A 24,789-nucleotide genomic window follows, 5' to 3' on the forward strand; every position below is an offset into this window, starting at 1 on the left:
CCTCCGGCGCCGTCACCCTCGAGGCTCCCCCCGCCAACTCCCGCGAGCGGGCGCGCGCCCTGGTGATGGGGCTGCAGGATTCCATTTGCGCTGGCCTGGAGCAGTTCGACGGCGGCGGGCGCTTTGAAGAGGAAAGCTGGGTTCGCCCTGAGGGCGGTGGTGGCCGCTCCCGCGTGATCAAAGGCGGCCGGGTGTTTGAACAGGGCGGTGTGAACTTCTCCGAGGTGGAGGGCACCGAGCTCCCCCCCTCGATCCTCAATCAACGCCCCGAAGCCAAGGGCCACCGCTGGTATGCCACTGGCACCTCGATGGTGCTGCACCCCCGCAACCCCTTCATCCCCACCGTTCACCTCAACTACCGCTACTTCGAGGCCGGTCCCGTCTGGTGGTTTGGCGGCGGTGCTGACCTGACCCCCTACTACCCCTTCCTGGAGGACGCCAAGCACTTCCACCAAACCCTGAAGAACGCCTGCGACAGCGTCAATCCGGCCTACTACCAGGTGTTCAAACCCTGGTGCGACGAGTACTTCTATCTGAAGCACCGCGATGAGACCCGGGGTGTGGGCGGGATCTTTTACGACTACCAGGACCCCCGCGGGGTGCTCTACAAGGGCCAAGCCCCCGAGGGGCCCGCTGCCGCCGCTGGGCAAGGGGTCGGCCCCATCCAGCAGAGCTGGGAGCAGCTCTTCAACCTGGCCAGCGCCTGCGGGAACGCGTTCCTACCCAGCTATCTGCCGATCGCTGAGAAGCGGCAGCACACCCCCTACGGCGAGCGGGAACGTCAGTTCCAGCTCTATCGCCGCGGCCGCTACGTGGAATTCAACCTGGTGTTTGACCGGGGCACGATCTTTGGCCTGCAAACCAACGGCCGCACCGAGTCGATCCTGATGTCCCTGCCCCCCTTGGTGCGCTGGGAGTACGGCTATAAAGCCGAGGAAGGCAGCCGCGAGGCCCTGCTGACCGATCTGTTCACCAAGCCCCAGAACTGGCTGGGTGATGACTCACTGGTTGGTCGCTGCCAGCCCCACGGCGCCGTGAGCTGAGACGGGAGGTGGAGCCGCCACCAAGCGGTGGCGGCCCAAGCCGGCCTCCAAGGCAGCCACAACCCGTTCACTGATCACCGCCAAGGCCTGATCACGGCTGCGGGGATTGCGCAGGGCAGGCTCCAGGGGAGCCTCGAGCTTCCCGATCTCCAGCAGGGTGATGCCCCGTTTCGGACCACCCAAACCACCACGGAAGCGCAGGGGATAGCCGCCAAAGGCAACCGCGAGGCTCTCATCCAAGGAGCTCAAGGGGCGATGCAGGGCCGGGATGACCCCCGAGCCGATGCCATCGGGGCCATAGGCATCGAAATGGATCTCCACCGCGTAGCCGCCGGCCTCCGCATGGGCCTTGCCCACGCTCCAATTCGTGCGCGGATCATCGCCATCGAGGATCGTGCGCGCCGGGGGGTCATAGAAGCGGATGTTCAACCCCCGCTGACGGCCCAGTTGGACGACACGGCGTGCGACCTCAAGGTTCCAATAGAGCTCGTCGCGGATGCCCTGCTGCATGGGCTTGGCACCACGGATATCGACCGAGTAGCCGGAGGTCCCGGATCCCGGAATGGCCTGGGAGTCAGCGTGGCCAGCCATGACCAGGATCGGGGTGGTGCTGGCGACTTGCCGGACCCCAATCCAGTCCCGTCCCAAGCGCCCGCGCGGGCCGGTCAAGGCATCGGCGGCACCGGGAGCTGGGGCCGGAGCCTGAGCGTCAGCGGCCAGGGCCAAGCTGGCGGCAGCCAGGCTGGCCAACAGCAACGTGCGGCGCCGGGGAAACCTCATCGGCCCATCCTGGCTCAGATCGGCGAATGCAACAGATCGCCCACACCAAAGAGCCCCAACTGGGGCCCCATCTCCTGCTCCAGGGCGATCAACTCATCGCGATGGGCCCGCATCTGCAGCGCACTGCCGGTGGCCTCATCGTGGCTGATCAGGCGCAATTCCACGGTTTCAGCCCGCGCCGCGCGGCGGCGATAGACCACCCCAGCCAAGGGACCCAGCAGAGTCAAGAGCAGGGGCCACCAGGCCAGGGCGGGCAACAGCTGACAGAGCACCAGGCCCAGACAGGCCGCACCGACCCCTCCAAGCACAGAGAGCAACAGCGCCAAGGCACTGCTGGCCTCCACCTGACCGGAGAACTTCAGCAAACGGCGCTCCGGGTTGGCCTCCTCGGCCACCCAGCCGCGCCCCTTCAGCCACTCCGCCAGGGCCGGAAGCACCTCGAGCGGAGGCTTCGAGGAGCGGATTTCAACAACGGTCGTGCGGTCCTTACTGGCGGCCCGCAGAAAGAACACCAGACCGACAACCAGCAGCAGGGTGAGGGGCAGGGTGGAGCCCAGGGCCTGGGGCATGGCTGCTGGCGTGAAGATTTCGCTCATTCTCCTCGAGCCAGTGGCGCCATGGCGGCATCAACTGCTCAGCGTCGCCGCGCCGGGTCTCGAGAAGATGCAACATCCGCCGCGGCCGCCCGCGGCTAGGGCAGCGCTGGGCGTAACTGGCGATCGTGCCGTCCTGGTCCAAAAAGCCCAAGGCCTGCTGCAACACGGTCTCCGACAGTCGCAACTTGGGATGGGAGGCCGAGAGGTCCTGCATCAGGGCCGTCGGGTAGGTGTCGGCCTCGAGCAGCCGCTCCAAAATCCAGCAGACGGCCAACTCCAAACTCAAGTGCTGGACAGGCGGACGCTCAAAAAAGGCCCGAATGGACTCCAGACCAGGCCGTGGGGGCAAGGGACGAGAACGCATTGAAGGAGAGGGGCCACGCGCTGACCAACTGCTAGCGCAATCTCACTTTGATACGCAAAAGCGACAGATGATCTTGGGATTTGCCGTCGGTCCGCGACGATGGATCGCAGTTGAACCATCCCCCCTTGAGCAGCGCCGCCTCCGCCGTCTCCGCCCCTGCCGCGGGATCGAGCCCTGCTCGCTTTGCCGTCCTGGATCACGATCTGAACCCTGAGTGGCGCGCCCTACTCGGGGCCTCCAGCGCACTCGCGGTGGACACCGAAGCCATGGGCCTGATCCACGGCCGCGATCGCCTCTGCCTGGTGCAAATCAGCGACGACCACGACAACGTCTGCTGCATTCGCATCCACCGCGGCCAAACCGAGGCACCCCTGCTCAAAGAGCTGATGGAAGCAGCCGGCATCGAGAAGGTCTTTCACTTCGCCCGCTTCGACGTCGCCGCCCTCGCTGAAGGCCTGGACATCCACGTCAGCCCCATCTTTTGCACGAAGATCGGCAGCCGCCTGGCCCGGACCTACACCAACCGCCACGGCCTCAAGGACCTGGTCAACGAGCTCTGCCACGTCGAACTCGACAAAGGGGCCCAGAGCAGTGACTGGGGACGGGTTGAGGAACTGAGCGAGTCCCAGCTGGCCTACGCCGCCAATGACGTGCGCTATCTCCTAGCCGCCCGCGCCCGCTTGATCGAGATGCTGGTGCGCGAAGAGCGGCTGGACCTGGCCCAGCGCTGCTTTGCCTGCATCCCCGTGATCTCGGATCTGGATCGCGGCCGCTTCGGCGCGATCTTTGAGCACCGCTCTTAAGGAAGGGGCTCAGTCATCCCCGAGGTACATCTCCTCCTCCTTCACCGCCTCGAGCAGCACATCCAACAGCTGGCGGGATTCCTGGCCCACGCCCTGGGCCTCCAGCAGGAGACGCTGGGCGATCAGCAGTCGCCCAGCGTTGTCGCGCACTCCCTCCTTGGCCGCCACCAGATCCACCTTGCGGCGGGCCGAGGCCAGGCTGATGCTCAAGGCACTGGCGAGCTGTCCGCAGGCTTTTGCGTAGTCCTTGTCCTGGGGAGCTGCCATAGGGGCGAAGCAACGCGGCGGTTGATCAAGCCCCCATCATCCCGTTGCGCCGTCCGCGCTCCCCAAGAGGCGCTCCTCGATCGCCCGCGAGAGGGCGACGCTGCCGCCCGCCATCCCCATCCGCTGGGTCCCGATGGCCCCCAGCTGCCGGGCGAGACCCGGGTCACCAAGGAGCAGCTCGGCCCGCTCCGCCAGGACGGCAGAAGAGCGGCAGACCGCCACGGCACCGCCGAGCAAACGGCTCTGGCGCTCCGCAAACCCCCGCTTGAACTGGGGCCCGGGGCCAGGCAACGACAGCGCCGGGATCCCCAGTCCCACCAGCTGCTCGGTGGCCGTTCCCGCAGAGGCCAGGCCCAATTCCGCCCAACAGGCCCAGCGCGAAAAACAACCGGGGCCAATCAACAACAAGCGGCGGCCGCAGGCCCAGGCCGCGGCGGCCCCAAGCTCCGCCAGGGCCTCTGGCGGATCGATGGGCTCGTAGCCCAGGTCCAGCAGCAGCGGTTCCCATTCATGGGGAGCCGGGCGTGAGCCGGTGGGCGCCAACACCAGCAGGGGAGCCCCGCTGGGAACCAAGGCGAGGGACTCCAGCAGGCGCTTGAGGTTGCCCGCCGCCTCGGGCATGCGACTGCCGCCCAGCAGCAAGACACGCCGCCAATCCCGCAGGGCCAGCGGCAGGGTCCCCAGATCCAGGCCGTCCATCATTGGATTACCCGGGGCAATGGCCGCCACCCCATGGCGCCGCAGCCCCCGCGCCGTCAGGCGATCCCGCATCGCCGCCAGTCGGCAGCGGGGGCCAGCCATCAGGGCCCATTCCCAGGGGTCCCACTCACTGCCTTTGAGGCGGTGATAGAGGGCCGCGATCCCCGGCGCGCCGGCCCAGGTGTAGTCGCTCTTGGGGGTGCCGATGAAGCCATAGGGCCCGCCGCCAGACCAGGCCAGCAGCAGGGGCAGCAGATCCCCCACCGCCAAAACGGGATCACCCGCCTTGCCCCAACGGCGCACAAAGCGCCACTGCCGCAGGGTCAAGCCCAGAACCCCAGCGCCAAGATCCGCCAGGAGCCCCCTCAGGCTTTGATTGCTGAAGCCACCGCTGGGCAGTTGACGGCGCGGCCCCACCCGGCGCAGCAGCCCCTGCTCCTCAGCCCCCCGGTAGACGGCACCCTCTCCAACCATCGGCAGCACCGCCACCTCGATCTCGGGGCGCCTCTGCTTCAAGGCCTGGATGACCCGCAGGGCGATCAGGTCTTCCCCATGGCCGTTGCTCAGGACCAGCAGGCGGCCAGGCATCCCGTGACTGATACGATCCGTCCCTGGGAGTTTGCTCCCAAGCGGCGGCATGGCCAAGTGGTAAGGCAGAGGATTGCAAATCCTTTACCCCCAGTTCGAATCTGGGTGCCGCCTTTGAATCGCCCTCGCGGGTCAGGGCAGATCGGCTTCCGCTGACCAGCGTTCGCCGAATCGCGTCTGCGCATCGCAACGAGCCTGGGGGCCATCGATGTCACAGGTGCCAGCCACCGGGAAGGTTTTCGGGAAGCCCACCACCAGACCACGGGGATTGAACTGGGCGAGGCGCAGCAAGCGCACGCGCAGCAGCACGGAGCCATCGAGCTTGCAGACACCATCGCTGCAGCGCAGGGGCTGCCCAGAGCTCGCCCGCTCCCCCACAAAACTCACCTCCTGGAGCAGGTCCTGCTGGGGCACAGGGGCCATCCAACTGAAGCGCAGCACCGATGGGTTGCGCTGATCCAGGCGCACGCTTCTGCAGGGCCCTGGAGCCTGGCCAAACAGGGTCAATTCACAACGCCTGGGCTCCACCTGCCAACGTCCAAAACCCTGTTGCTTCTCTTCAGCCGCCAGCGCGGGAGCAGCGGCGCCGAGGCAGAGGGCCACCAGCAGCAGACGCGCCACGCTCAATAGCCGGAATCCGCCACGCACATCCCGATACAGACCAAGCCATTGCTGGCCGTGCGGCCGCAGTGACCGCAGAGCACCGGGTCCTGCTCCTGGCGCGCGGGCGCGGACTCTTCCGCCTGGGGCGGCGGATCGCTGGTCTGGGCAGCCGGGCTGGGCAGAGAATTCAGCACAGTGCAAGTCCGCGATGGCTCGATCATGACAAGTGAGGCGGACCAACCGGGCATCGGCGTTGGCACCTGGGCCTGGGGCAACCAGTTCCTCTGGGGCTATGACCCGCAGCGGGACGACGCTCGGCTGGAGCAAACCTTTCAGCGTTGCCTGGCACTGGGCTTTCGCTTCTTCGACACGGCGGACTCCTACGGGACCGGCCGACTGAATGGCCGCAGCGAGATGCTGCTGGGGCAATTCGCCATGCGCGCCACCCCCGACGAGCGCCAGCAGCTCTGCATTGCCACCAAGTTGGCCCCCTTCCCCTGGCGCCTGGGCCGGCGGGGCTACGACCGGGCCTTTGCCGCCTCCCAGCGGCGCCTGCAGGGCCAAATGAAACGGGTGCAGCTGCACTGGAGCACCGCCCGCTACGCCCCCTGGCAGGAACCGGCGCTGATCGATGGCCTGGCGGACCTGGTGGAGAGCGGAGCGATCCCCAGCCTGGGGCTCTCGAACGTGGGGCCCAAGCGGCTGCGAACCATCCACCGGACACTCCAAGAACGAGGAATTCCCATCAGCAGCCTGCAGGTGCAGTTCTCGCTGCTGGCCCCACAACCCCTCGCAGACGGGGGGATCCTGGACACCTGCCAGGAGCTGGGAATTGAGCTCATTGCCTACAGCCCACTGGCCCTCGGCCTGTTGGGCCGCAGCGCTGGGGACCCCAGACCGCTGCCCCAAGGAACGCGCGGCAGCCTCTTCCGCCGCCTCGAGAGCTCCCTGGCCCCCTTGCGCCAAACCATGGAGGAGATCGCCAACGGCAGGCCGGGGGGCTTAGGGGCTGTGGCCTTGAACTGGTGCAGAGCCCATGGGGCCATGCCGATCCCCGGGCTCAGAAGCACCGATCAAGTTGAGCAAGCCGCGGCGGCTCGGAGCTGGAGCTTGAGCAGCGATGAACGGCGCAGCCTCGATGCCCTCGCGTCCGCGCGCATGCCTGCCAATCCCTTTCAGAGCGCCTGAGCGCCTAGTCACCACCCATTTCAGGGGAGGGATCGGGGGTGAGCACAACGGTCATCTGCTCACGCTCCGGTGCCTGGGGGGTTTCGATGCGACGGACCATCGGCACGACACGAGCCCGGGGGGGCTCAGGCGCGACCGGTTCAGGCGGCGTGACCTCCTCGGGCTCAGACGCACCCTCGTCACAGGCGGAGAGCGCCTCCTGCAGCAGAGAATCAAAGGTGGCACCAGGCAGACGGTGCCGGGCGATCTCCAGGAAGGCGCGGGCCAAGGATTCGCCAGCCGCAGCCTTGAGGGCCGGGTTGGTCCGGCGCTGCTCCTGCTCCTCCTCAACGGCACGGATGAAGCGATCCGTGACATCCCGCTTGGTGGCCGCACGAATGCGCGTCTCCTGCTCCTGGGGGTTGAGGCTGAGCTGTTGCTCGAGTTCCTCAAGGCGCCGGCAGAGGCTCTCCATCACCTCCTTGGCTTCTTTGCCCACATGGGCGAGCTGGCCATCGGAGAGGCGAGGGAGGTCAGCAACAAAGACCTTGCCGTGGTCCCTCAGGGTCAAGAAGGTGGGCCGGACATTGCTGCGACCGGAATAGGGCTCGCGGCGCAGGGGACGATTGGGGGCCACCGGTCCAGCGGAGCTGCGGCGGCGGGTGATTCGCCCGGAGTTACCTACAAATGCAGCAGAAGATTGCGCGTTGAAAGACATCTCAAACAACCCTATAAACAACAGAACCTTGAACAGAAAGAAATCTGAACAACGGCCAATAGAACTGAATTACGGAACAACCACAAAACAGCTTGCGCGGAACCTAGGCAACAACTCAGGAGAAGGTGCCTTGTTCGTGCATGACTGAAGCAATTTGGCAGGTCCAGGCCGCCGGTTCAATACGGCAAACCCGCCAAGGGCTCTGCGCCAGCCTCGCCGGCCTCAACACTGCCCAGCAGCCAGGCGCGGTGCCCCGCCTCCTGGCAGACCGCGATCGCCCGCTCCACCTGAGCCTCAGGCAGCACAAGCGCCAGCCCCACCCCCAAGTTGAAGGTGTTCCAAAGATCCCGCTCTGGGACCTCGCCCTTCTCCTGCAGCCAGCGGAAGAGCGCGGGGCGCTCCCAGCTCCCCGGGTCAATGCGGCCATGGACACCGGCAGGCAGGGTCCGCGGGAGGTTCTCCGGAAGTCCGCCCCCCGTGATGTGTGCCATGCCGTGGAGCGCCAACCCGTCCTGGAGGAGCCGCTGCACAAGTGCCGGGTAGAGCACGGTCGGCTCCAGCAGGGCATCGAGAACCGGCAGGCCAGCCCCCTCCAGCGGGGTGGAAGCGGTCACTCCATGGGCCTCGAGGATGCGGCGCACCAGGCTGAAGCCGTTGCTGTGCACACCGCTGCTGGCCACAGCAACGATGCGATCACCGGCCTGGACGCGGCTGCCATCAATCAGGTCATCCTCATCGACCACAGCCACACAAAAACCGGCGAGGTCGTAGCGACCAGGGCCGTAAAAGCCAGGCATCTCTGCGGTCTCACCCCCCAACAGGGCACAGCCGCTCTGGCGACAGCCATCGGCAATGCCCTCCACCACTTCCGCCATGGCTTCAGGCGTGAGCTTTCCGGTGGCGATGTAGTCCAGGAAAAACAGGGGCTGGGCGCCGCTGGTCACCACATCGTTGACGCACATGGCGACCAGATCGATGCCGACGCCGTGGTGACGGCCGTGGGCCTGGGCCAACTCCAACTTGGTGCCGACGCCGTCGGTCCCGGAGACCAACAGGGGCTTTTTGATCCCTTCAGGAATTCGGCAGAGCCCGCCAAACCCGCCCAGGCCGCCGACCACCTCAGGTCGGCGGGTGGACTCAACACTCGAGCGGATGCGCTCCACAAAGGCGCGCCCAGCCACCACATCAACGCCAGCGGTGCGGTAGTCCATGCCCTAGACGGCCGATCACTTCTCTGATCCTGCCCCGTCAGCCACCCCCAAGACCCAAAAACAAGTGGACAATTCCAAAATTGCACCACATTCCAATCAGTCGCACTGATGAAAGCCATGACTCCTGCTGATTAAAGAGTCGCAGCGCGTTGTCGCTCAACCCAGGCGGGAAGAGTGTTTCCCAGTGAGATTGCCAATCCTGATGAATACGACCACGCCGAAATATCAGGGAACGTTGATGCAAGTCCGACTAACTTTTGCCAGACCTTCTCAGTTCCAAGGAACACCTCAGCGCATCAGCTACAGAAACCTCGCGTTTTTGACCCTGATTCCAACGAGTTGCAATCCAACCAGTCGCCGCTTCGCGACTAGGTGTTCCGGTTGTTATGCGTCGTCTTTCTCTCCTCGGCGGATTCGCACTCCTGCTTTCGGGCAGCAGCAACGCCAATCCGGTCTTGGCCACCAAGAGCCCTGCGATCCCTGAGATCCCATCGGCCAAGTCGGTTGCCCTGCGGAACGTCGAGACCCCAGGAGCTGAGTCCGAAACCCTGAAGAAGCCCGCCGCGCCGGCTCTTCCGATCGCGGTTCGCTCCGTCAGCACCGGTGAGGCCAGTTGGTACGGCCCCGGTTTCTACGGCAATCGCACCGCCAACGGCGAACTCTTCCGCCCCGGCACCTTGACCGCGGCGCACCGGACCCTGCCCTTCGGCACCAAGGTCCGCGTGACCAACCTCTGGAACGGCCGCAGCGCCATCGTGCGCATCAACGACCGAGGCCCCTTCCATGGCCGCCGGGTCATCGATCTCGCCCACGGTGCCGCCAGTCAGCTGGGTCTGATCTCCAGCGGAATCGCCCAGGTGAAGCTTGAGGTGCTGCAAGCTCAGTAGGGATTCAACCCTTCGCTGTGCAGCTGCTGCGAACCCACGCCGAACTCGAGGCCTGGCGCAGGGCCTGCGCTGATCGAAGCTTGCACTGCGTCCCCACGATGGGCGCCTTGCATGGGGGCCACGCCAGCCTGATCCGCCGGGCTAAGCAGCCAACCCCAGTGGATTGCAACCCACTGGTGCTGACCAGCGTGTTCGTGAACCCGCTGCAGTTCGGCCCCAACGAGGACTTCGCCCGCTACCCGCGCTGCCTAGAAGCTGATCTGCAGATCGCCCAGCAAGCCGGAGCCGACGCCCTTTTCGCACCAAGCGTGGAAGAGGTCTATCCCCAGGGGGAGTGTGAACTCACCCGCGTACAACCGCGGCCTTCGCTGCAAGCGGGACTCTGCGGCAGACACCGGGCCGGACATTTCGATGGGGTGGCCACGGTCGTCGTGCGCCTGCTGGCCCTGATCCGCCCCCAGGTTCTGCTGCTGGGCGAGAAGGACTGGCAGCAACTGCAGATCCTCAAGAGCGTCGTCCAGGATTTGGGCTTGCCGGTTCAGGTCTGGGGTTGCCCCACCCTGCGTGAGGCCGATGGCTTGGCCATGAGCTCCCGCAATCGCTACCTCTCCAGCGACGAGCGCCAGCGCGCCTCCGCCCTGCCCCAGGCGCTGCAGAGAGCCGCCCAGCGCTGCCTCGGGCAGCCGGAGCTCGAGCTCGCGCCAGTGCAAGCGGAGGTCCAACGGGCCCTGGAGGAGGCCGGCATGGTGGTGGACTATGTGGAGGCGCTGAAGCCCCAGAGCCTCCAGGCCCAACCCCTTCTGGGGGGACTGACCCTGCTGGCGGCAGCTGCCCACTGCGGCCCCAGCCGACTGATTGACCACGTCTTTCTCATGAGCCGAGCCCCAATCGTTGCCATCGATGGCCCTGCCGGCGCCGGCAAAAGCACCGTGACCCGAGCCTTTGCCGAACGGCTGGGGCTGATCTATCTGGACACCGGGGCGATGTATCGCGCCGTGACCTGGTTGGTGCGGGACCGCGCTGTCGACCCCAGCAAGGCTGAGGAGGTCGCTCCTCTCCTGGCCGATCTCGATCTGCAGCTCAGCAGCACCTCCAGTGGTCAACGGGTGAGCGTCAATGGCGTGGATGTCACCGATGCGATCCGCTCCCCGGAGGTGACGGCCCAGGTCTCTGTCGTTGCAGCCCACGGCTGCGTGCGCGAGGCCCTGACCCAGCAGCAACAGGCGATGGGCGCGCGCGGCGGCCTGGTGGCGGAAGGACGCGACATCGGCACGGCCGTATTCCCAGATGCCGAACTCAAGGTCTTTCTGACCGCCACCGTGAGCGAGCGGGCCCGCCGCCGGGCCCTCGATCTGGAAGAGCGTGGTTTTGAGGTGCCGGAACGGGCGGATCTGGAAGCGCAGATTGCCGAGCGCGATCACCTGGACTCCACCCGGGCCGTGGCCCCCCTGACCCAAGCGATGGATGCCCTTGAGCTGATTACCGATGGCCTGGCCATCGACGCGGTGATTCAGCGGCTCGTGGATCTGTTCCGCGAGCGCGTTCCCCACGACGCCTGGCCGGACCCCAACTAGTCCCGCGTCAGGGTCTCCAGCAAGCCTGAACAGGCGTCCTCAAGCAGATCGAGGACGTGCTCAAAGCCCTGCTCACCGCCGTAATAGGGATCAGGGACTTCCTGATCGCCAAAGCGGCGGCAATGGCTGGTCATCGGTTCCACAAGGGCCAAACCGGGGCGGGAGCCCAGCTCCGCCGCGAGGGCGCGAACGGCCTGCAGGTTGTCGTCATCCATCGTCAGGATGCGATCAAAACTGCTGAAGTCGGCCAACTCGATCTGGCGGGCGCGGCTGGGGAGGTGAATGCCGCGGCGCTCGGCGGCGGCGCGCATACGCCGGTCCGCTGGGTTACCGACGTGCCAGCCGCCGGTGCCGGCACTGTCGACCACGAAGCGGTCCTCCAGACCCGCTTGGGCGATCAGATGCAGAAAGACCCCCTCGGCAGCAGGTGAACGGCAGATGTTGCCGAGGCAGACAAAGAGCAATCGTTGTTCAGCCATGGGCTTCCTCCAGCCGCTGCAGGGCGAGCGCAGCGCGCAGCTGCACCACCGCCGCTTCCTCCTCAGGGTTGTCCTGGAGCTGCCGCAGCGCCTGGCGCAGGGCCGACTGATCAGAGGCCTGAAGGGCCGTGAACCAGGTCTTGGCCAGATGCTCTAAACCGACGATGACGGCGTAGCGCACCACCCATTCACCGTCTCGGCAGCCATCGAGAAGAACGGCCAAACAGCGGCTCAGGCTGGCGCTGCGCTCTTCAGCGCTCAGGGCCTCCAAGCGCAACTGCCCAAGCCCGCGGGCCGCGGCACGACGGACGCTCGGACCGATGTCCTTGCCCAGGGCATCCTCAAGCACCTCAAGGCCGCGGACATCACCGATGCCCGCGAGGGCGCGGACGGCCCAGGCCCGGGCGCCGTAGTTGTAGCCGTCAATGTTGGAGAGGATCGTCTCGACCGCCGGGGTACCGATGGCCACCAGGCCATCGACGGCGGCCACTGCCGCTCCAGGGTTATTGAAACCAAGGATTTCCACCAGACAGGCCGCGCCATCGGGATGGGCGCTGGCGGCCAAGGCCTGGGTGGCCTGAAGCAGACCCATGGCACTGTCCGCGCGGCGCACGGCCTCCACCAACTCAGCCACCTGGGAGGGGCTCATCGACATCGACGTCATGGCGGGATCAGAGCAGGTCATCCATGGCCTCCAACACCGCCACCGTGGAGGCATCCAACTGGGAGGGAGCCCCAGCGTCCTGGTTTTCCACTAAACCGCGCAGGGCAATCAACTTGAGGCTGTTCTCCGCCAGGGTCGCCGCAATGGCCGGCAGGGCTGGCCGCCAGCCCGCGCCCCCCAGATCCATCAGGGCCGCGCGGCGCACCTGGAGTTGCTGGTGTTGAAGCAGCGCCAGGAGCTGCTCTCCCCAGCGGGGCTCCTGGGTGAGTTGGAGTAGGGCGCGGCAGGCGGCGCTGCGGATCAGGGGACGCTCGTGCTGAACGAAGGGTTCAATCACGGCCACCACCTCAGCGGATCCCTCACCGATCTCACCGAGGGCCTCCAGGAGCGCTTCGCAGGGTTCCTGCAGGCGGGGGGTGCCGCTGCGCTGCGCACCAGCGACCGCAGGACCGCTGGCCAGACGACGCTGCAAAGCAGGGACAGCACGCCGGGCCTTCAGTTCGCCCAGGGAGCGTGCCGCGGCTTCCCGCAGACCATCGTCCTCGTCCTCCAGGGTCGCCAGCAGATCGTCAATGGCGGCCTCGGCCGCCCCCCCCAGCTTCCCCAGGGCCCGGGCGGCATTGCGGGCCACGGCGTTCTCCTCCACACCGGCGCCGGCATCGCGGGGACGGCGTTGGCGCAGGGCCTCCTGCAGCAGTGGAACCGCATCGGGATGGCTGCTGCGATTGCGGCCCAACCACCAGGCGGCGTAGTACTGGGCGGAGGGGTCATCGCTCAGGCGCAGACGACGCAGGGCCTCCTCCTCAGAGATCGGATCGCCGTTCCCGGAGATCGGCGGGTCGGCGGGGCCGGCAACCATCGGTTTCCACAGGTTGCGGCGATGCTGCCACCGCCAGGGACCTTCGCAGGGCTTCCGGGCAGCGAACAGCAACAAAAAAGCCCCCCTTGCGGGGGGCTCGCGTCGAGACTTTGCCGTCTCTGCTTTTGGGCTGAAAATCAGACCAGAGCAGCGATTGCGTAGTCGATGTAGTTGTTGGCGATCACGCCAGCGTCGCCGGAGATGCCGTGGTTGGCCTTGATGTAGCTCAGGGCTTCGACGTACCAGGAGGGGGACAGTTCGAAAGCACGGTTGATCTCGTCGAGACCTGCAACCAGGTACTCGTCCATGGGGCCGGTGCCACCAGCAACCAGGCAGTAGGTCACCTGACGCAGGTAGTAGCCGATGTCACGGGCGCACTTGGCCTTACCGCGAGCATCAGAGGCGTAGTTAGCGCCCTGCATCTGGGTGGTGTAGGGGAACTTGTTGTAAACGGCCTGGGCAGCGCCGTTCACCAGTTCGTCAGCCTTGGCGGTCAGAGCCTTGGCAGCAGCCAGAGCGTTGGCAGCGCGCTCGAAACGGCCGAAAGCGGCGTTCAGCTCGGTGTTGCTCAGGAAGCGGCCCTGGGAATCAGCGGCTGCAACGGCTTCGGTGAGGGGGGTCTTCATTGTTCGAGGTGAAGAAGAAGGGTGGACCTAAAAAAGACGCGGATCTGCGTTGCCTCAGGCAACAGCAGCAGCAGCGCGATCGAAGTAGGTGCCGATCTCGCTCATCAGAGCGGAGCAGTCGCCGGGGGTGATGCCGTTGCGATCGTTAGCGATCGAGATGGCAGCGTCCTTCATCTTGCGGATGCCTTCAGCCACGGAAGCGCCAGGAACGCCCAGGGCCAGGTAGGTCTCACGCAGGCCGTTCAGGCAGCGGTCTTCCAGCACGGAAGCGTCGCCGGTGAACACGGCGTAGGTGACGTAGCGCAGCACGATCTCCATGTCGCGCAGGCAAGCAGCCATGCGACGGTGGGTGTAAGCGTTACCGCCGGGGGCGATCAGAGCGGGCTGCTCGTCGAACAGCGCGCGGGCTGCGTTGGTGACGATGGCAGAAGCGTTGGAGGTGATGCGGTTCACAGCATCCATGCGCTTGTTGCTCTCGCTCACCATGGCGGCGAGGGCATCAATCTGACCAGCGTTCAGGAATTCGCCGCGGGCGTCAGCCTGGGCAACAACCTTGGTGAAGGCGTCGAACATTGATTAACTCCTGTTCTCGACGTGAGTCGGGGAGAGGGGGAAGAGGGGGTGCGAACCGACACTCCGCTGCAAAACAGCATCAGATCGGGTCACGGAGTCGAACTCGAGGTGAACGCAGATCGCAGATCAGCGCGGCCCTTGAATTCATTGACCTGCGTCATTGTGAATTCAAGACGCAAAGCACTGCACCAGGGAACGCCCGAAGTTCACAAAGGGTCACCGTTGGGGCAGAACCCTTGCGGCGACTGGGCACTGGAGCGCGAAAGAAAGCAAGAATCGGAACAGAATCTTAAGGACCAAGGCCAAGCAAGCGGGCTAATGCTGCCGCTGTTGGCCATGAAAAAAGCCCCGCCATTGGCGGGGCTCGGGTCACCAAGCGGAGGGCTCAGTTGACGGGCGTGACACTGGCCACGCGCCCACCCTGACGGTGGATCTGCTGCTGCGTCTCCAGCATCTTGTCGAAGGGCACGAAACGAACGGTGTTGCTGCGCTTGTGCAGGCGGTAGTTGTTCAGGCCGGTCACCTCGATGCGATACATCCGCGGCTTCTGACCGATGCCCTTGGCCATCTGGGTAATGGCGGTGCGGGCCACGCCGGCGGGCTGAACGGCCGACCCCTTGGCATTGGGGCTGACCACAGGAACGGCGCGGTCTTGGTGCAGGGCACCCGCCAAGCGGGATTGAACCCCGGTGACGTCACCCTTGATCGAAGCGGCAGCACCACGGGTGAGTTGCATCAACCAGGAGAACTGACGACCTTCGTGGCCCTTGGAGTAACCCCAACCGTGCAGATAGGGGACCTGCTCTTCACCAAAACGCTCCTGATACTCGTGGCTATCGAGATAGGAATCAATCTCCGCTTCGTAGCCCTGCTCCTGCAGGATCGTGAAGTGGTGCAGCATCTCCGCCTTGTTCTGGGGAGCACGGCCCAGCAGATGCTTGAAGTTCAGCTCAATGAAGTGATAAGGGTTGGAATTCTCAAAAAACTTGCTGCGATAGAGACCACTCTTGGCCACGGTGCGCACAAATTCGCGAACACTTAGATAGCCATTGCGGAAGAGGGATTCAGCACCGGTCAGCCGCTCACTTTCCATGACGTACTGAAAGCCAAGAACTTGGCGATAGACAGCGCGGATCAGGGCTGTTTTGTCGTCTTGGCTGGAACCAGAAGACCAGTTCTCCTTGACCCGGTTATTGGCGAATCGATCAATACCCAGATAGGCAGCATTCAGCAACGTCATGGCAGGTGGAGCTAGGGGGAGATTGATGGCAGCGGGCGAGCTGCCAAGCTCGCAATGTGTCTAACAACAGCCAACACATTGGAGGGACAGGGAAAGTCCTGAAGCCCAAAAAAGGCTTGGCGAAAATCCTATGGCTAATCCACCGAGTTTCCTGAGAGACCCCGTCACATTCGTTACACCCCTGCCGGCGGATGGGCAACAAAAAAGCCCCCCTTGCGGGGGGCTCGCGTCGAGACTTTGCCGTCTCTGCTTTTGGGCTGAAAATCAGACCAGAGCAGCGATTGCGTAGTCGATGTAGTTGTTGGCGATCACGCCAGCGTCGCCGGAGATGCCGTGGTTGGCCTTGATGTAGCTCAGGGCTTCGACGTACCAGGAGGGGGACAGTTCGAAAGCACGGTTGATCTCGTCGAGACCTGCAACCAGGTACTCGTCCATGGGGCCGGTGCCACCAGCAACCAGGCAGTAGGTCACCTGACGCAGGTAGTAGCCGATGTCACGGGCGCACTTGGCCTTACCGCGAGCATCAGAGGCGTAGTTAGCGCCCTGCATCTGGGTGGTGTAGGGGAACTTGTTGTAAACGGCCTGGGCAGCGCCGTTCACCAGTTCGTCAGCCTTGGCGGTCAGAGCCTTGGCAGCAGCCAGAGCGTTGGCAGCGCGCTCGAAACGGCCGAAAGCGGCGTTCAGCTCGGTGTTGCTCAGGAAGCGGCCCTGGGAATCAGCGGCTGCAACGGCTTCGGTGAGGGGGGTCTTCATTGTTCGAGGTGAAGAAGAAGGGTGGACCTAAAAAAGACGCGGATCTGCGTTGCCTCAGGCAACAGCAGCAGCAGCGCGATCGAAGTAGGTGCCGATCTCGCTCATCAGAGCGGAGCAGTCGCCGGGGGTGATGCCGTTGCGATCGTTAGCGATCGAGATGGCAGCGTCCTTCATCTTGCGGATGCCTTCAGCCACGGAAGCGCCAGGAACGCCCAGGGCCAGGTAGGTCTCACGCAGGCCGTTCAGGCAGCGGTCTTCCAGCACGGAAGCGTCGCCGGTGAACACGGCGTAGGTGACGTAGCGCAGCACGATCTCCATGTCGCGCAGGCAAGCAGCCATGCGACGGTGGGTGTAAGCGTTACCGCCGGGGGCGATCAGAGCGGGCTGCTCGTCGAACAGCGCGCGGGCTGCGTTGGTGACGATGGCAGAAGCGTTGGAGGTGATGCGGTTCACAGCATCCATGCGCTTGTTGCTCTCGCTCACCATGGCGGCGAGGGCATCAATCTGACCAGCGTTCAGGAATTCGCCGCGGGCGTCAGCCTGGGCAACAACCTTGGTGAAGGCGTCGAACATTGATTAACTCCTGTTCTCGACGTGAGTCGGGGAGAAGGGATGAGGGGGAAGTGAATCAGGGAACCCAGGGGGCTGAGCACTGATCACGGAACCAACCGAGCAAGCAGACCGGAAGGCCGCCCCATCGCTTGGCCCGACCATTGTTGGACATGCCTATGGCTGTCATCAGATCTGCTTAACAAACGGTCATCGGAGAGCCCAGATCGACTGGCCTGCAATGGATCTCCCGAATGAGAGAAGGGGCGCAGGCGCGGCTCTCGCGCCGACAAACGCCAACAAAAAAGCCCCCTGCAGCAGGGGGCTAAAGGAGGCGGCGATCAAACCGCTGGGTGGCTCAAAACTCAGTCGGCGTCGACGCCACCGCTGACCTGGACTCCGGTGATCTTGCCGCCCATGCGCTGAACCATGCGCATCGTTTCGTTCATCCGGGTGTAGGGCACGTTCATGACCACATCCGCAGTGCGGGAGTAGTCGTTGTTGGCCAGACCGGTCACGGTGAAGGACACCTGACGGTCGTTGCTGAAGCTGGTGCCGCGGTTGCCTGCAGAAACCTTCATCGGAATGCGGGGGTAATCAGATCAGAACAGGAACCGATCAGTTGACCGGAGTGATGCTGGCGATCCGGCCGCCCTCGCGGTGGATCTGCTGCTGGTACTGGAGCAGCTTGTTGAAGGGGATGAAGCGCACGCGGTTGCTGCGCTTGTGCAGGCGGTAGTTGTTGAAGCCTGCGATCTCCACGCGGAAGGTGCGACCCTCTTCGCCGGCACCGACGCCCTGGCGGGTGACGCCATCGGCGGTGACCTTGCGGAAGGCGTTGCCCTTGGCGTTGGGGCTCACGACGGGAACCGGCTGCTCGGCGTGAACGGAGGGGTTCAGGCGGGACTGGTTCTTGGTCAGATCACCCTTGACGGACGCAGCAGCGCCACGGGCGAGCTGCAGCATGTAAGAGAACTGCAGGCCCTGCTGGCCGACGGAGTAGTTCCAACCATGCAGGTAGGGAACACCTTCCTCACCAAAGCGCTCCTGGTACTCGGCGCTATCCAGGTAAGAGTCGATCTCGGCTTCAAAACCCTGCTCCTGCAGGATCGTGAAGTGGTGCAGCATCTCGGCCTTGTTCTGGGGAGCGCGGCCCAGCAGATGCTTGAAGTTGAGCTCGATGAAGCGGTAAGCGTTCGTGCTCTCGAAGAACTTGGTGCGGTAGAGGCCACTCTTGGCCACCTGGCGCACAAACTCACGCACGCTCAGATAACCGCGCTTGAAGAGCGATTCAGGGCCCTCGAGACGCTCGCTGGCCATGACGTACTGGTTGCCGAGCACCTGCTGGTAGACGGCACGGATCAGAGCGGCCTTGTCGTCGCAGGAACCGGTGGTCCAGTTCTCATTGACGCGGTTGTTGGCGTAACGCTCGATGCCCAGATAGGCAGCGTTGGCAAGGGTCATGGGCTTGGGGTGCGTGCTGAGGGCGTGGTGACGCGCCGGTTGGCAACCTGCGCAAATTGATGCCAAGACCGGATCCTATGGGGGCCGTTTGCCATCCTCTAGGCCCTTTCAGAAACGTTACAAAAATCAGCCCTGGCGTCAGGGTGGAACGCCGATACCATCCGGCCAAATGCATTGCGTCCAGGGATGTCTGCCACTCCATCCACCGCCGCAGGTTCCGCAACGGAAGGCTCCATGCCCTTGCGGCTCAGCAGCCAGCTCGAGGCCCTGAGTCAAGTCGGAGAGACCCTGACCTTCCGCCTGCTTGAGCTGGAAGAGCGCCTGACAGCCATCGAAGCGCAGCTGGAGGAGCTCAGCACCAGCAGTGGCCCCGAGCTCCAGGCCAGCGACGCCGCCGAGATGCTGGCGGGAACCGAAGAGCGCATCGCCCGCCTGGAAGAGCTGCTAAGCACCCCGCAACAACCGCAACGCCTCAACCTGGTGCGCCCCCTGGGGCACATGGATCCCCAAACAGAAAGCCCCTCCGCCGGCTTTGAGCCAGAGGAGGAGCAGCTGGATCACGATCCCTTCCCGCAGGACGAGGAACAACCCTTTATGGACGAGCTAATCGCCTGATCAGCCGGCTGCACCGGTGCTGAGCATCGACCCTGCCGAGGTCAGGATCACGCGCAGCACCTCGAGGCCGCCGATGGCCGCCAGAGCCAGCCAGGCCTTCTGTGCAAAGGCCGGAGGCTGACCGCCGGCCCAAGCCGCTGACATCTGACCGCCACTGAACTGGGCGCCGCCACCGGCAAACGGATTAGCCGGGGCACGGCGTGCGGAGATCTCCCGCCAGTAGGCGTCGTAGCGAGGTGCCTGTTGGTTGAAAGGCATCTGGGCCTTGGCATGGCCGGCCAGGGCCCGTCCGCGCTGATAGGGAACCTCATCAAAGCCGAAGTTCTCCAGGTATTCCTTGGAGTCCAGCAGGGTGTTCACCAGGCCCTCAAGACCCTGGTTGGCAATCACGATCGACCAGGCAATGCGCTCTTGATCACCGTTGACCTCACGGCCCAGGACCCGGCCGACCAACTGCTCCACCACCCGGTAGTTGCTGTTGCACTGGTAGAAGCCCTGCTGAAATTTGCGGGAGAGCAACAACCCGCGCACAAAGTCACGGACGGTGATGTCGCCATTGCGCAGTTGGCTCTCGAGCATCGGCTCGCGATCCACCTTGAAGGCATGGAACAGGATCTGGCGATAGGCACGCTCGATCTGCTCCTCCACATCCCCGTGGCTCCGTGGGGCTTCGTCACCACCGATGGCGAAGTTGTCGACCCGGGCGTTCTGGGTAATTGGCTTCGGATCCAGCAGCGGTAATGCCATATCAAGGGAAAAAACCTCGCCGGCGAACCTATCGATGGGTTTTCGCTGAACGCACTGCGGCCGCGAAGATCACATACAGCTTCATTCCCCGCAATCAAGCTTCACCAACAAGCAGCTCTAGAGAGTGAGCCAGTCCGCGGGTAATTCAGCGCTGTAGTCCGCCACCCGTTCAAATTCAAACGGTCCCGCCAGGGAGCCCCAGAGCTGCTCATGGGTCTGAGGGTCATGGCCGCGATCAATGGTTCGCATGCCGCGCGCTCCCAGCTCAAAGCTGCTCACCAGATAGGAGGTCGCGCCTTTGCGCTCCACCAAGCAGCGGCAGCCGGGCTCAACTTCTCCTTTGAAGCCCTCGGGGGTTTCCTCCACCACATAGGCACAGCCCTCCAGGGGAGTCAGATCAGCGGCGGTGATCTGAGCGCGGAGCTCCGCGTTATCGATCGCCCCCCAGAAGCGTTGGTCGTCGCGGATCGCCTGGTTGTGAATCACCAGACCATTGCCGCGCTGCTCAGCCTTCAGCACCCGCAACCGGTAGGGCGCCGCAGGGTTGATCGCATAGGACTGATCGAGCAGCAGAGAGCCCGGCTCCAGCTGGGGCAGCGGCCGGAACTTCACCAGGATGTGGGCGTAAAGCGGCGGGTTCTCGAAGGCCTGATGCTCGTTGCTGAACCCAGCACTCAATTGACGCAGAAGGCGGGCAAAGGGGCTGCTCATCAGCAACTGGTGGTTGCCGGGATCCTATGGGCTGCCGGCTAAAGGCCCAGGAGACGAATTCGAAAGTCAGCCACCTGGCTGGCCCGATCGGGATTACTCAACATGAAGGGGTGCTCACTGCACTCCGCGATGGCCTGCTGCTTTTTTTCGTCGGTGGACAGCCCCTCGTGGCGACCGGTCGACTGATGACGCTTCCAGGCCGCGTCAAACACCATTCCAAAGCTGTCGGCGTTATCGAACAGCTCACCCGGCTTCTCAGGGATATGGATCGGCATGACAAGCGGACAAGCTGACGCTTGAAGGCTACGAGGTTGAAGATGCCAGGACCCAGATTTGAACTGGGGACACGGCGATTTTCAATCGCCTGCTCTACCAACTGAGCTATCCCGGCCCGTCGCTCGCGCGACTTGCGGATCTTAGATCACGGCCCCCCTCGGCTTCGGGGAGAAGGGCCATCTGGATCAGCCGTTTCAGGCCTGCGGCATCGCCCGCAACATCGCCACCAGGGTGCGGTGGGCATCCTCACTGTCACTCAGGGTGTGATCGAAGCGAACTTCGACGCTGGCCCCGTCGACCTCCAACTCCATAGCCTCCGGACGGACAGCCACCATCCGCGCCGCCCCTGGGGCCTCGATGCCGCCGTAGTGGCGGGCGTAGGCCAGGACCGCCTCAGCGTGGTCGTCATTCATGTGCTTACAGATCCGATCACTCACGGCGGAGGTGAGAGGGTCAGCGGCCATCGGGATCCTGCGGATCGGCTGATTCTGAAGCCTGCCCTAGGCCCCTGCGAAGCGCTGCCAGAGCAGAAGACCCAGACGGATTCCCGAGAAGCCCACGTAGCCCGCCAGGATCACAAACAAGCCAATCGAGAGCCAGGAGGCGAGGCGTTCCTTCACGGGGGGCAGACAGCAGAGAGCGCCAGTCTGGCCATGCCCGAGGCCGCGCTGCACTGGGGCCGGTTCAGCACCGGAACCCCCAGGATGCGTTGACGGATCAGCCGCCACTGGGGATTGCGGGCCCCACCGCCCAAGCTGATCACCCGCTGAACCGGCTCAGCGCCCAGGCGCTGCAGGGCCGCCCAGCCCTGGGCCTCAATCCGCGCCAAACCCTCCAGCAATCCCTGCAGGTAGAGCGCATCGCTGATGGGCCGGGGCTCCAGGACCGGCTCCAGGGTCGGATCGTCCACCGGGAAGCGCTCGCCGGGCCGAGGCAGGGGCCGAAGCGCCAGGCCGCTGCTGGAGCGCGGATCAATCTGACGACTCAACTCAACGAGGAGGGCATCGGAGAAGAACTGGCGCAGGACCCCAGCCCCGGCATTGGAGGCGCCCCCCACGAGCCACCGGCCCGCCACCCGATGACAACTGATGCCCGGTCCCGCTAGCGGTTGCGCCGCAAATTGCTTGAGCACCAAGGTGGTGCCGAGCACCGTCACCCCATCACCGGGCTGGGGATCAGCCGCCAGGACCGCGGCATTGGCATCGGTGCTGCCCGCCACCACCTGGCACGGGGCCGGTAACCCCAGGGCGCTCCGGGCGTTCTGCGAGAGGGGCCCAAGGACCGCGCCGGAGCGCACCACCTCCGGCAGCGCCGCACTCCAGGGTTGCTCAGCAATGGCGCCTTGCCAGCACTGCCGGCCCAGGTCCCATCCCAGGCGGAGGTTGTTGCCTTCCTCGCCGAAGCGCCAGTCCCCAAGCAACCACCCGCTCAGCCAGTCGGCCTGATGACGCATCAGGAGGGAGCTAGAGCCACTCCCCTCGAGCAAGCGCAGCACCCGGGCCAGGCTGCCACTGGCACTGGCGGCTGGAGCAGAAGCGCTGCCCGCCAGCACGGCTGCCGCCGAGGCCTGCTCAGGGCAGGCCAGGAAATAGGGCAGGGCCTGGCCCCTGGGATCGCCATTGGCGGCGCAGGCCAGCACGGTGCCCGAGGTGCCATCGACCGCGACAGCGGCCACCCGATCACGCAGCTCTTGAGGCAACTCTGCGCAGAGGGCAACCACCCCCTCGCGCCAGCCCTGGGGGTCCTCAAAACAGCGGGGGTAGTTCGCAGATCGCTCCGCCAGCAGGGTGCCGGAGGGATCCATCAGTGCCAGACGCAGGCCACTGGTACCCAGGTCAATCCCTAGGCCCAGGGGCTCACGGCTGGCTGCAATCAAGCGGCGGCAGCTTGCTTCAGGGTGGCAGCGACGGCCTCGACGTTCTCCCAGGGGAGGTTCAGGTCACTGCGGCCGAAGTGGCCGTAAGCGGCGACGTCCTGGTAGAAGTCTCCGCCGCGCTGCTGGGGCAGGTTGCGCAGGCCGAAGGTGTCGATGATCGCGCCGGGGCGCAGATCGAAGTTCTCCTGAACCAGAGCGGTGAGGGCGTCATTGCTGACCACGCCGGTGCCGAAGCTCTCGACCAGGATGCTGACCGGCTTGGCCACACCGATGGCATAGCTCAGCTGAACCTCAGCCTTGCGGGCCAGCCCCGCGGCCACCAGGGCCTTCGCCACGTAGCGAGCGGCATAAGCCGCGGAGCGGTCCACCTTGGTGGGATCTTTGCCGGAGAAGGCACCACCGCCATGGCGGGCATAGCCGCCATAGGTGTCAACGATGATCTTGCGGCCGGTGAGACCGGCATCCCCTTGGGGACCACCGACCACGAACTTGCCGGTGGGGTTCACCAGGAAGCGGGTGCTGTCCTTAGAGGGCTTCAGGCTGAGGTCCGCGGTGGCGGGCTCCACCACATGGCTCCAGAGGTCCGCCGAGATGCGCTCACGGATGGCCTTCTCTTCGCTCACCCCATCGATCTCAGAGATGTGCTGGGTGGAGATCAAGATCGTGTCGATCGCCACGGGCTGGTCGTTCTCATAAACGACGCTGACCTGGGTTTTGCCGTCAGGCAGCAGATAGGGGAGGGTGCCGTTGTGGCGCACCTCAGCCAGGCGCCGCGAGAGGCGGTGGGCCAGGCTGATGGGGAGCGGCATCAGCTCCGGGGTCTCGTTGCAGGCGAAACCAAACATGATTCCCTGGTCACCCGCACCCACCAGATCCAGGGGGTCACCGGCGTGGTCGTCGGCCTCGTTCACGCCCTGGGCAATGTCCGGCGACTGCTGATCCAGGGCCACCAACACCGCACAGCTGTTGGCGTCAAAACCACCCGCGCGGGCTCCGGAGTAGCCGATCTTCTCGATCACACCGCGCACCAGGCCAATGTAATCAACCTTGGCGGTGGTGGTGACCTCACCAGTAATCAGGCAAAGCCCGGTGTTGACTACGGTTTCGCAGGCCACCCGGGACGCCGGGTCCTGAGCCAGCAGGGCGTCCAGCACCGCATCACTCACCTGGTCGCAGATTTTGTCGGGATGACCTTCGGTCACCGACTCTGAGGTGAAGACGTAACGACTCATTCCCGAGTGAAGCAAGTAATGCGTAGGGGCCAACTTAGGGGAGCGACGCACGCTCAACTCACTCCAGGCATGCACCAATGGATGCGGCTCCGCCAAGGGCGGTGGCGTGCGCCAGGCCGCGGTGTAACCCAGAGCCAAGGGATGGGGAATCCCTGCAGCGACGGCCATGCGCAGATCACTGTTGGCGTCGCCGATCAGGGCGCAGCGGCGCGGTTCAACGCCGAGCTCCGCGCACAGCCCGTGGACCGCCTCCGGGTCGGGTTTGCGCGGTCGATGCTCGGCGCTCCAGAGCCCGCAGAAGTAATCCCGCAGTCCATGGGCCCTGAGGAAGTGCTCAATGCCGGCCATGTCGTCGTTGCTGATCACAGCGCAACGCACCCCGGCCAACCGCAACTGCTCAAGCCAAGGCAGAAGGCCCTCGGTCGTCGCGCTCGTGGGCAGCGGGGCATCCGTGGAGCGGCGGGCATCCACGGCATCAGCCTCGGCAAAGACCCGCTCACTGAGGGCCAGCGCCTCGGGCCAGCCCAGACCGACCTGAACCAAGGCGGTGGCCGTCGCGATCAGGTTGTGATCGCGGCTAGCCACCGCCGTGATCCCCGCGGGACAGACGGAATCGGCACGCAGGCCATAGGCCCGTTGCAGCAAATCCTTGAGCGGCTCACGCCGCTCGGAGCTGACCAGCTCCAGACAGAGAAAAACCCTGGCTTCCGCCAGGGTGAGTAGCTGGGGCTCACTGATGCTGAGGGTGCCGTCCTTGTCGAACAGCACCGCATCAATGGCTCCAAGCTCCGTGCCACGCAACAGGAGCTCAGCCATGGCTCAGCT

Annotated in this window: 31 protein-coding genes, 2 tRNA genes and 1 pseudogene; 7 read left to right on the forward strand and 27 right to left on the reverse strand. The window is 64.9% G+C overall.

The features are described 5' to 3' along the window. Window positions 1–65: 65 nt before the first annotated feature. Window positions 66–1,043, forward strand: coding sequence for an oxygen-dependent coproporphyrinogen oxidase (hemF, locus tag LY254_RS06400; protein ID WP_247479779.1), 978 nt, complete (start codon window positions 66–68; stop codon window positions 1,041–1,043). Here hemF and LY254_RS06405 read toward each other — a convergent pair. The 3 genes from LY254_RS06405 to LY254_RS06415 are packed head-to-tail and all read right to left on the reverse strand — an operon-like array spanning window position 1,002 to window position 2,768. After that, the gene (locus LY254_RS06405; RefSeq protein WP_247479669.1) at window positions 1,002–1,823 is read right to left on the reverse strand and encodes a dehydrogenase; all 822 of its coding nucleotides are present in this window, start codon (window positions 1,821–1,823) and stop codon (window positions 1,002–1,004) included. The genes hemF and LY254_RS06405 overlap by 42 nt on opposite strands. 14 nt (window positions 1,824–1,837) lie before the next feature. Continuing rightward, on the reverse strand, window positions 1,838–2,392 hold the full coding sequence (locus LY254_RS06410; protein WP_247479671.1) for a cofactor assembly of complex C subunit B: 555 nt from the start codon (window positions 2,390–2,392) through the stop codon (window positions 1,838–1,840). Further along, on the reverse strand, window positions 2,310–2,768 hold the full coding sequence (locus LY254_RS06415) for a Pex protein (RefSeq protein WP_363155080.1): 459 nt from the start codon (window positions 2,766–2,768) through the stop codon (window positions 2,310–2,312). The genes LY254_RS06410 and LY254_RS06415 overlap by 83 nt, the downstream gene beginning before the upstream one ends. A 140-nt stretch (window positions 2,769–2,908) precedes the next feature. Here LY254_RS06415 and LY254_RS06420 point away from each other — a divergent pair, with 140 nt between their 5' ends. Continuing rightward, on the forward strand, window positions 2,909–3,586 hold the full coding sequence (locus LY254_RS06420; RefSeq protein WP_247479674.1) for a ribonuclease D: 678 nt from the start codon (window positions 2,909–2,911) through the stop codon (window positions 3,584–3,586). A 9-nt stretch (window positions 3,587–3,595) separates the two neighbouring features. Here the strand turns inward: LY254_RS06420 and LY254_RS06425 are convergent, their stop codons facing one another. Both LY254_RS06425 and LY254_RS06430 read right to left on the reverse strand, forming a co-directional pair. Continuing rightward, on the reverse strand, window positions 3,596–3,853 hold the full coding sequence (locus tag LY254_RS06425) for a hypothetical protein (RefSeq protein WP_247479677.1): 258 nt from the start codon (window positions 3,851–3,853) through the stop codon (window positions 3,596–3,598). A 36-nt stretch (window positions 3,854–3,889) separates the two neighbouring features. Continuing rightward, window positions 3,890–5,140: a lipid-A-disaccharide synthase-related protein gene (locus LY254_RS06430; RefSeq protein ID WP_247479679.1), complete on the reverse strand. Its 1,251-nt coding sequence runs from the start codon at window positions 5,138–5,140 to the stop codon at window positions 3,890–3,892. 43 nt (window positions 5,141–5,183) lie between these two features. Here LY254_RS06430 and LY254_RS06435 point away from each other — a divergent pair. Beyond that, window positions 5,184–5,254 (forward strand) — tRNA-Cys (locus LY254_RS06435). Window positions 5,255–5,272: 18 nt separating this feature from the next. Here the strand turns inward: LY254_RS06435 and LY254_RS06440 are convergent. Together LY254_RS06440 and LY254_RS06445 are read right to left on the reverse strand one after the other, a co-directional pair. Then, on the reverse strand, window positions 5,273–5,761 hold the full coding sequence (locus LY254_RS06440) for a hypothetical protein (RefSeq protein WP_247479682.1): 489 nt from the start codon (window positions 5,759–5,761) through the stop codon (window positions 5,273–5,275). Window positions 5,762–5,763: 2 nt separating this feature from the next. After that, entirely contained in the window at window positions 5,764–5,937 is a 174-nt protein-coding gene (locus LY254_RS06445; protein WP_247479684.1) for a hypothetical protein, read from the reverse strand. A 25-nt stretch (window positions 5,938–5,962) separates the two neighbouring features. Here LY254_RS06445 and LY254_RS06450 point away from each other — a divergent pair, with 25 nt between their 5' ends. After that, window positions 5,963–6,931: an aldo/keto reductase gene (locus LY254_RS06450; RefSeq protein WP_247479686.1), complete on the forward strand. Its 969-nt coding sequence runs from the start codon at window positions 5,963–5,965 to the stop codon at window positions 6,929–6,931. A gap of 4 nt (window positions 6,932–6,935) precedes the next feature. On the opposite strand, the gene LY254_RS06455 is transcribed toward LY254_RS06450, so the two are convergent. Further along, window positions 6,936–7,628: a hypothetical protein gene (locus LY254_RS06455; RefSeq protein ID WP_247479688.1), complete on the reverse strand. Its 693-nt coding sequence runs from the start codon at window positions 7,626–7,628 to the stop codon at window positions 6,936–6,938. Between the two features lie 176 nt (window positions 7,629–7,804). Continuing rightward, on the reverse strand, window positions 7,805–8,839 hold the full coding sequence (purM, locus tag LY254_RS06460) for a phosphoribosylformylglycinamidine cyclo-ligase (protein ID WP_010314803.1): 1,035 nt from the start codon (window positions 8,837–8,839) through the stop codon (window positions 7,805–7,807). 386 nt (window positions 8,840–9,225) lie between these two features. Here purM and LY254_RS06465 point away from each other — a divergent pair, with 386 nt between their 5' ends. Both LY254_RS06465 and LY254_RS06470 read left to right on the forward strand, forming a co-directional pair. After that, window positions 9,226–9,726 carry a septal ring lytic transglycosylase RlpA family protein gene (locus LY254_RS06465; protein WP_247479690.1) on the forward strand — a complete coding sequence of 167 codons (501 nt, stop codon included), beginning with the start codon at window positions 9,226–9,228 and terminating at the stop codon, window positions 9,724–9,726. Window positions 9,727–9,743: 17 nt separating this feature from the next. Continuing rightward, a complete protein-coding gene (locus tag LY254_RS06470; protein WP_247479691.1) occupies window positions 9,744–11,300 on the forward strand; it encodes a bifunctional pantoate--beta-alanine ligase/(d)CMP kinase in 1,557 nt (518 codons plus the stop codon). On the opposite strand, the gene LY254_RS06475 is transcribed toward LY254_RS06470, so the two are convergent. The 10 genes from LY254_RS06475 to LY254_RS06520 all read right to left on the reverse strand — a co-directional run bounded on the left by LY254_RS06475 (window position 11,297) and on the right by LY254_RS06520 (window position 18,507). Beyond that, on the reverse strand, window positions 11,297–11,779 hold the full coding sequence (locus tag LY254_RS06475; protein WP_247476213.1) for a low molecular weight protein-tyrosine-phosphatase: 483 nt from the start codon (window positions 11,777–11,779) through the stop codon (window positions 11,297–11,299). The two genes, LY254_RS06470 and LY254_RS06475, sit on opposite strands and share 4 nt — an antisense overlap. After that, complete coding sequence (locus LY254_RS06480) at window positions 11,772–12,464, reverse strand: HEAT repeat domain-containing protein (RefSeq protein WP_247476214.1); 693 nt, start codon at window positions 12,462–12,464, stop codon at window positions 11,772–11,774. The genes LY254_RS06475 and LY254_RS06480 overlap by 8 nt, the downstream gene beginning before the upstream one ends. Then, window positions 12,451–13,302 (reverse strand): HEAT repeat domain-containing protein, encoded by an 852-nt coding sequence (locus LY254_RS06485; RefSeq protein WP_247476216.1) that lies wholly within the window; start codon window positions 13,300–13,302, stop codon window positions 12,451–12,453. The genes LY254_RS06480 and LY254_RS06485 overlap by 14 nt, the downstream gene beginning before the upstream one ends. 137 nt (window positions 13,303–13,439) lie before the next feature. Beyond that, on the reverse strand, window positions 13,440–13,928 hold the full coding sequence (gene cpcA / locus LY254_RS06490; protein ID WP_247476217.1) for a phycocyanin subunit alpha: 489 nt from the start codon (window positions 13,926–13,928) through the stop codon (window positions 13,440–13,442). A gap of 54 nt (window positions 13,929–13,982) precedes the next feature. Further along, entirely contained in the window at window positions 13,983–14,501 is a 519-nt protein-coding gene (locus LY254_RS06495) for a phycocyanin subunit beta (protein ID WP_010316008.1), read from the reverse strand. A 385-nt stretch (window positions 14,502–14,886) separates the two neighbouring features. Beyond that, entirely contained in the window at window positions 14,887–15,741 is an 855-nt protein-coding gene (locus tag LY254_RS06500) for a phycobilisome rod-core linker polypeptide (RefSeq protein ID WP_247476219.1), read from the reverse strand. Window positions 15,742–16,005: 264 nt separating this feature from the next. Next, entirely contained in the window at window positions 16,006–16,494 is a 489-nt protein-coding gene (cpcA, locus tag LY254_RS06505; protein ID WP_247476217.1) for a phycocyanin subunit alpha, read from the reverse strand. Window positions 16,495–16,548: 54 nt separating this feature from the next. Beyond that, complete coding sequence (locus tag LY254_RS06510) at window positions 16,549–17,067, reverse strand: phycocyanin subunit beta (protein WP_010316008.1); 519 nt, start codon at window positions 17,065–17,067, stop codon at window positions 16,549–16,551. A 341-nt stretch (window positions 17,068–17,408) separates the two neighbouring features. Continuing rightward, window positions 17,409–17,624 carry a phycobilisome linker polypeptide gene (locus LY254_RS06515; RefSeq protein WP_247476220.1) on the reverse strand — a complete coding sequence of 72 codons (216 nt, stop codon included), beginning with the start codon at window positions 17,622–17,624 and terminating at the stop codon, window positions 17,409–17,411. A gap of 37 nt (window positions 17,625–17,661) precedes the next feature. Beyond that, entirely contained in the window at window positions 17,662–18,507 is an 846-nt protein-coding gene (locus LY254_RS06520) for a phycobilisome linker polypeptide (protein ID WP_247476221.1), read from the reverse strand. Window positions 18,508–18,693: 186 nt separating this feature from the next. On the opposite strand from LY254_RS06520, the gene LY254_RS06525 reads away from it, so the two are divergent. Continuing rightward, window positions 18,694–19,122 carry a hypothetical protein gene (locus LY254_RS06525; protein ID WP_247476222.1) on the forward strand — a complete coding sequence of 143 codons (429 nt, stop codon included), beginning with the start codon at window positions 18,694–18,696 and terminating at the stop codon, window positions 19,120–19,122. Here LY254_RS06525 and LY254_RS06530 read toward each other — a convergent pair whose 3' ends face one another. From LY254_RS06530 to LY254_RS06565, 8 genes and pseudogenes are all read right to left on the reverse strand, one after another. Then, window positions 19,123–19,869: a phycobilisome rod-core linker polypeptide gene (locus LY254_RS06530; protein ID WP_247476223.1), complete on the reverse strand. Its 747-nt coding sequence runs from the start codon at window positions 19,867–19,869 to the stop codon at window positions 19,123–19,125. It lies immediately after the preceding gene. Window positions 19,870–19,986: 117 nt separating this feature from the next. Next, window positions 19,987–20,580: a chromophore lyase CpcT/CpeT gene (locus tag LY254_RS06535; protein ID WP_247476224.1), complete on the reverse strand. Its 594-nt coding sequence runs from the start codon at window positions 20,578–20,580 to the stop codon at window positions 19,987–19,989. Window positions 20,581–20,618: 38 nt separating this feature from the next. After that, on the reverse strand, window positions 20,619–20,855 hold the full coding sequence (locus LY254_RS06540; RefSeq protein WP_247476226.1) for a hypothetical protein: 237 nt from the start codon (window positions 20,853–20,855) through the stop codon (window positions 20,619–20,621). 43 nt (window positions 20,856–20,898) lie between these two features. Next, window positions 20,899–20,971: transfer RNA gene (locus tag LY254_RS06545), tRNA-Phe, on the reverse strand. A gap of 79 nt (window positions 20,972–21,050) precedes the next feature. Next, the gene (locus tag LY254_RS06550; RefSeq protein WP_247476228.1) at window positions 21,051–21,320 is read right to left on the reverse strand and encodes a DUF2470 domain-containing protein; all 270 of its coding nucleotides are present in this window, start codon (window positions 21,318–21,320) and stop codon (window positions 21,051–21,053) included. A 152-nt stretch (window positions 21,321–21,472) separates the two neighbouring features. Next, window positions 21,473–22,732, reverse strand: a complete 1,260-nt coding sequence (locus LY254_RS06555; protein WP_247476229.1) for an FGGY-family carbohydrate kinase — start codon at window positions 22,730–22,732, stop codon at window positions 21,473–21,475. Then, window positions 22,729–23,964, reverse strand: coding sequence for a methionine adenosyltransferase (gene metK / locus LY254_RS06560; protein WP_010314693.1), 1,236 nt, complete (start codon window positions 23,962–23,964; stop codon window positions 22,729–22,731). Before metK ends, LY254_RS06555 begins: the two co-directional genes overlap by 4 nt. Before the next feature lie 201 nt (window positions 23,965–24,165). Continuing rightward, window positions 24,166–24,780 (reverse strand): annotated as a pseudogene (locus LY254_RS06565) (HAD family hydrolase); the annotation flags it as partial. Between the last annotated feature and the right edge of the window lie 9 nt (window positions 24,781–24,789).

Origin of the sequence: Synechococcus sp. NB0720_010, assembly GCF_023078835.1 — a bacterium.
Classification (GTDB): Bacteria; Cyanobacteriota; Cyanobacteriia; order PCC-6307; family Cyanobiaceae; genus Vulcanococcus.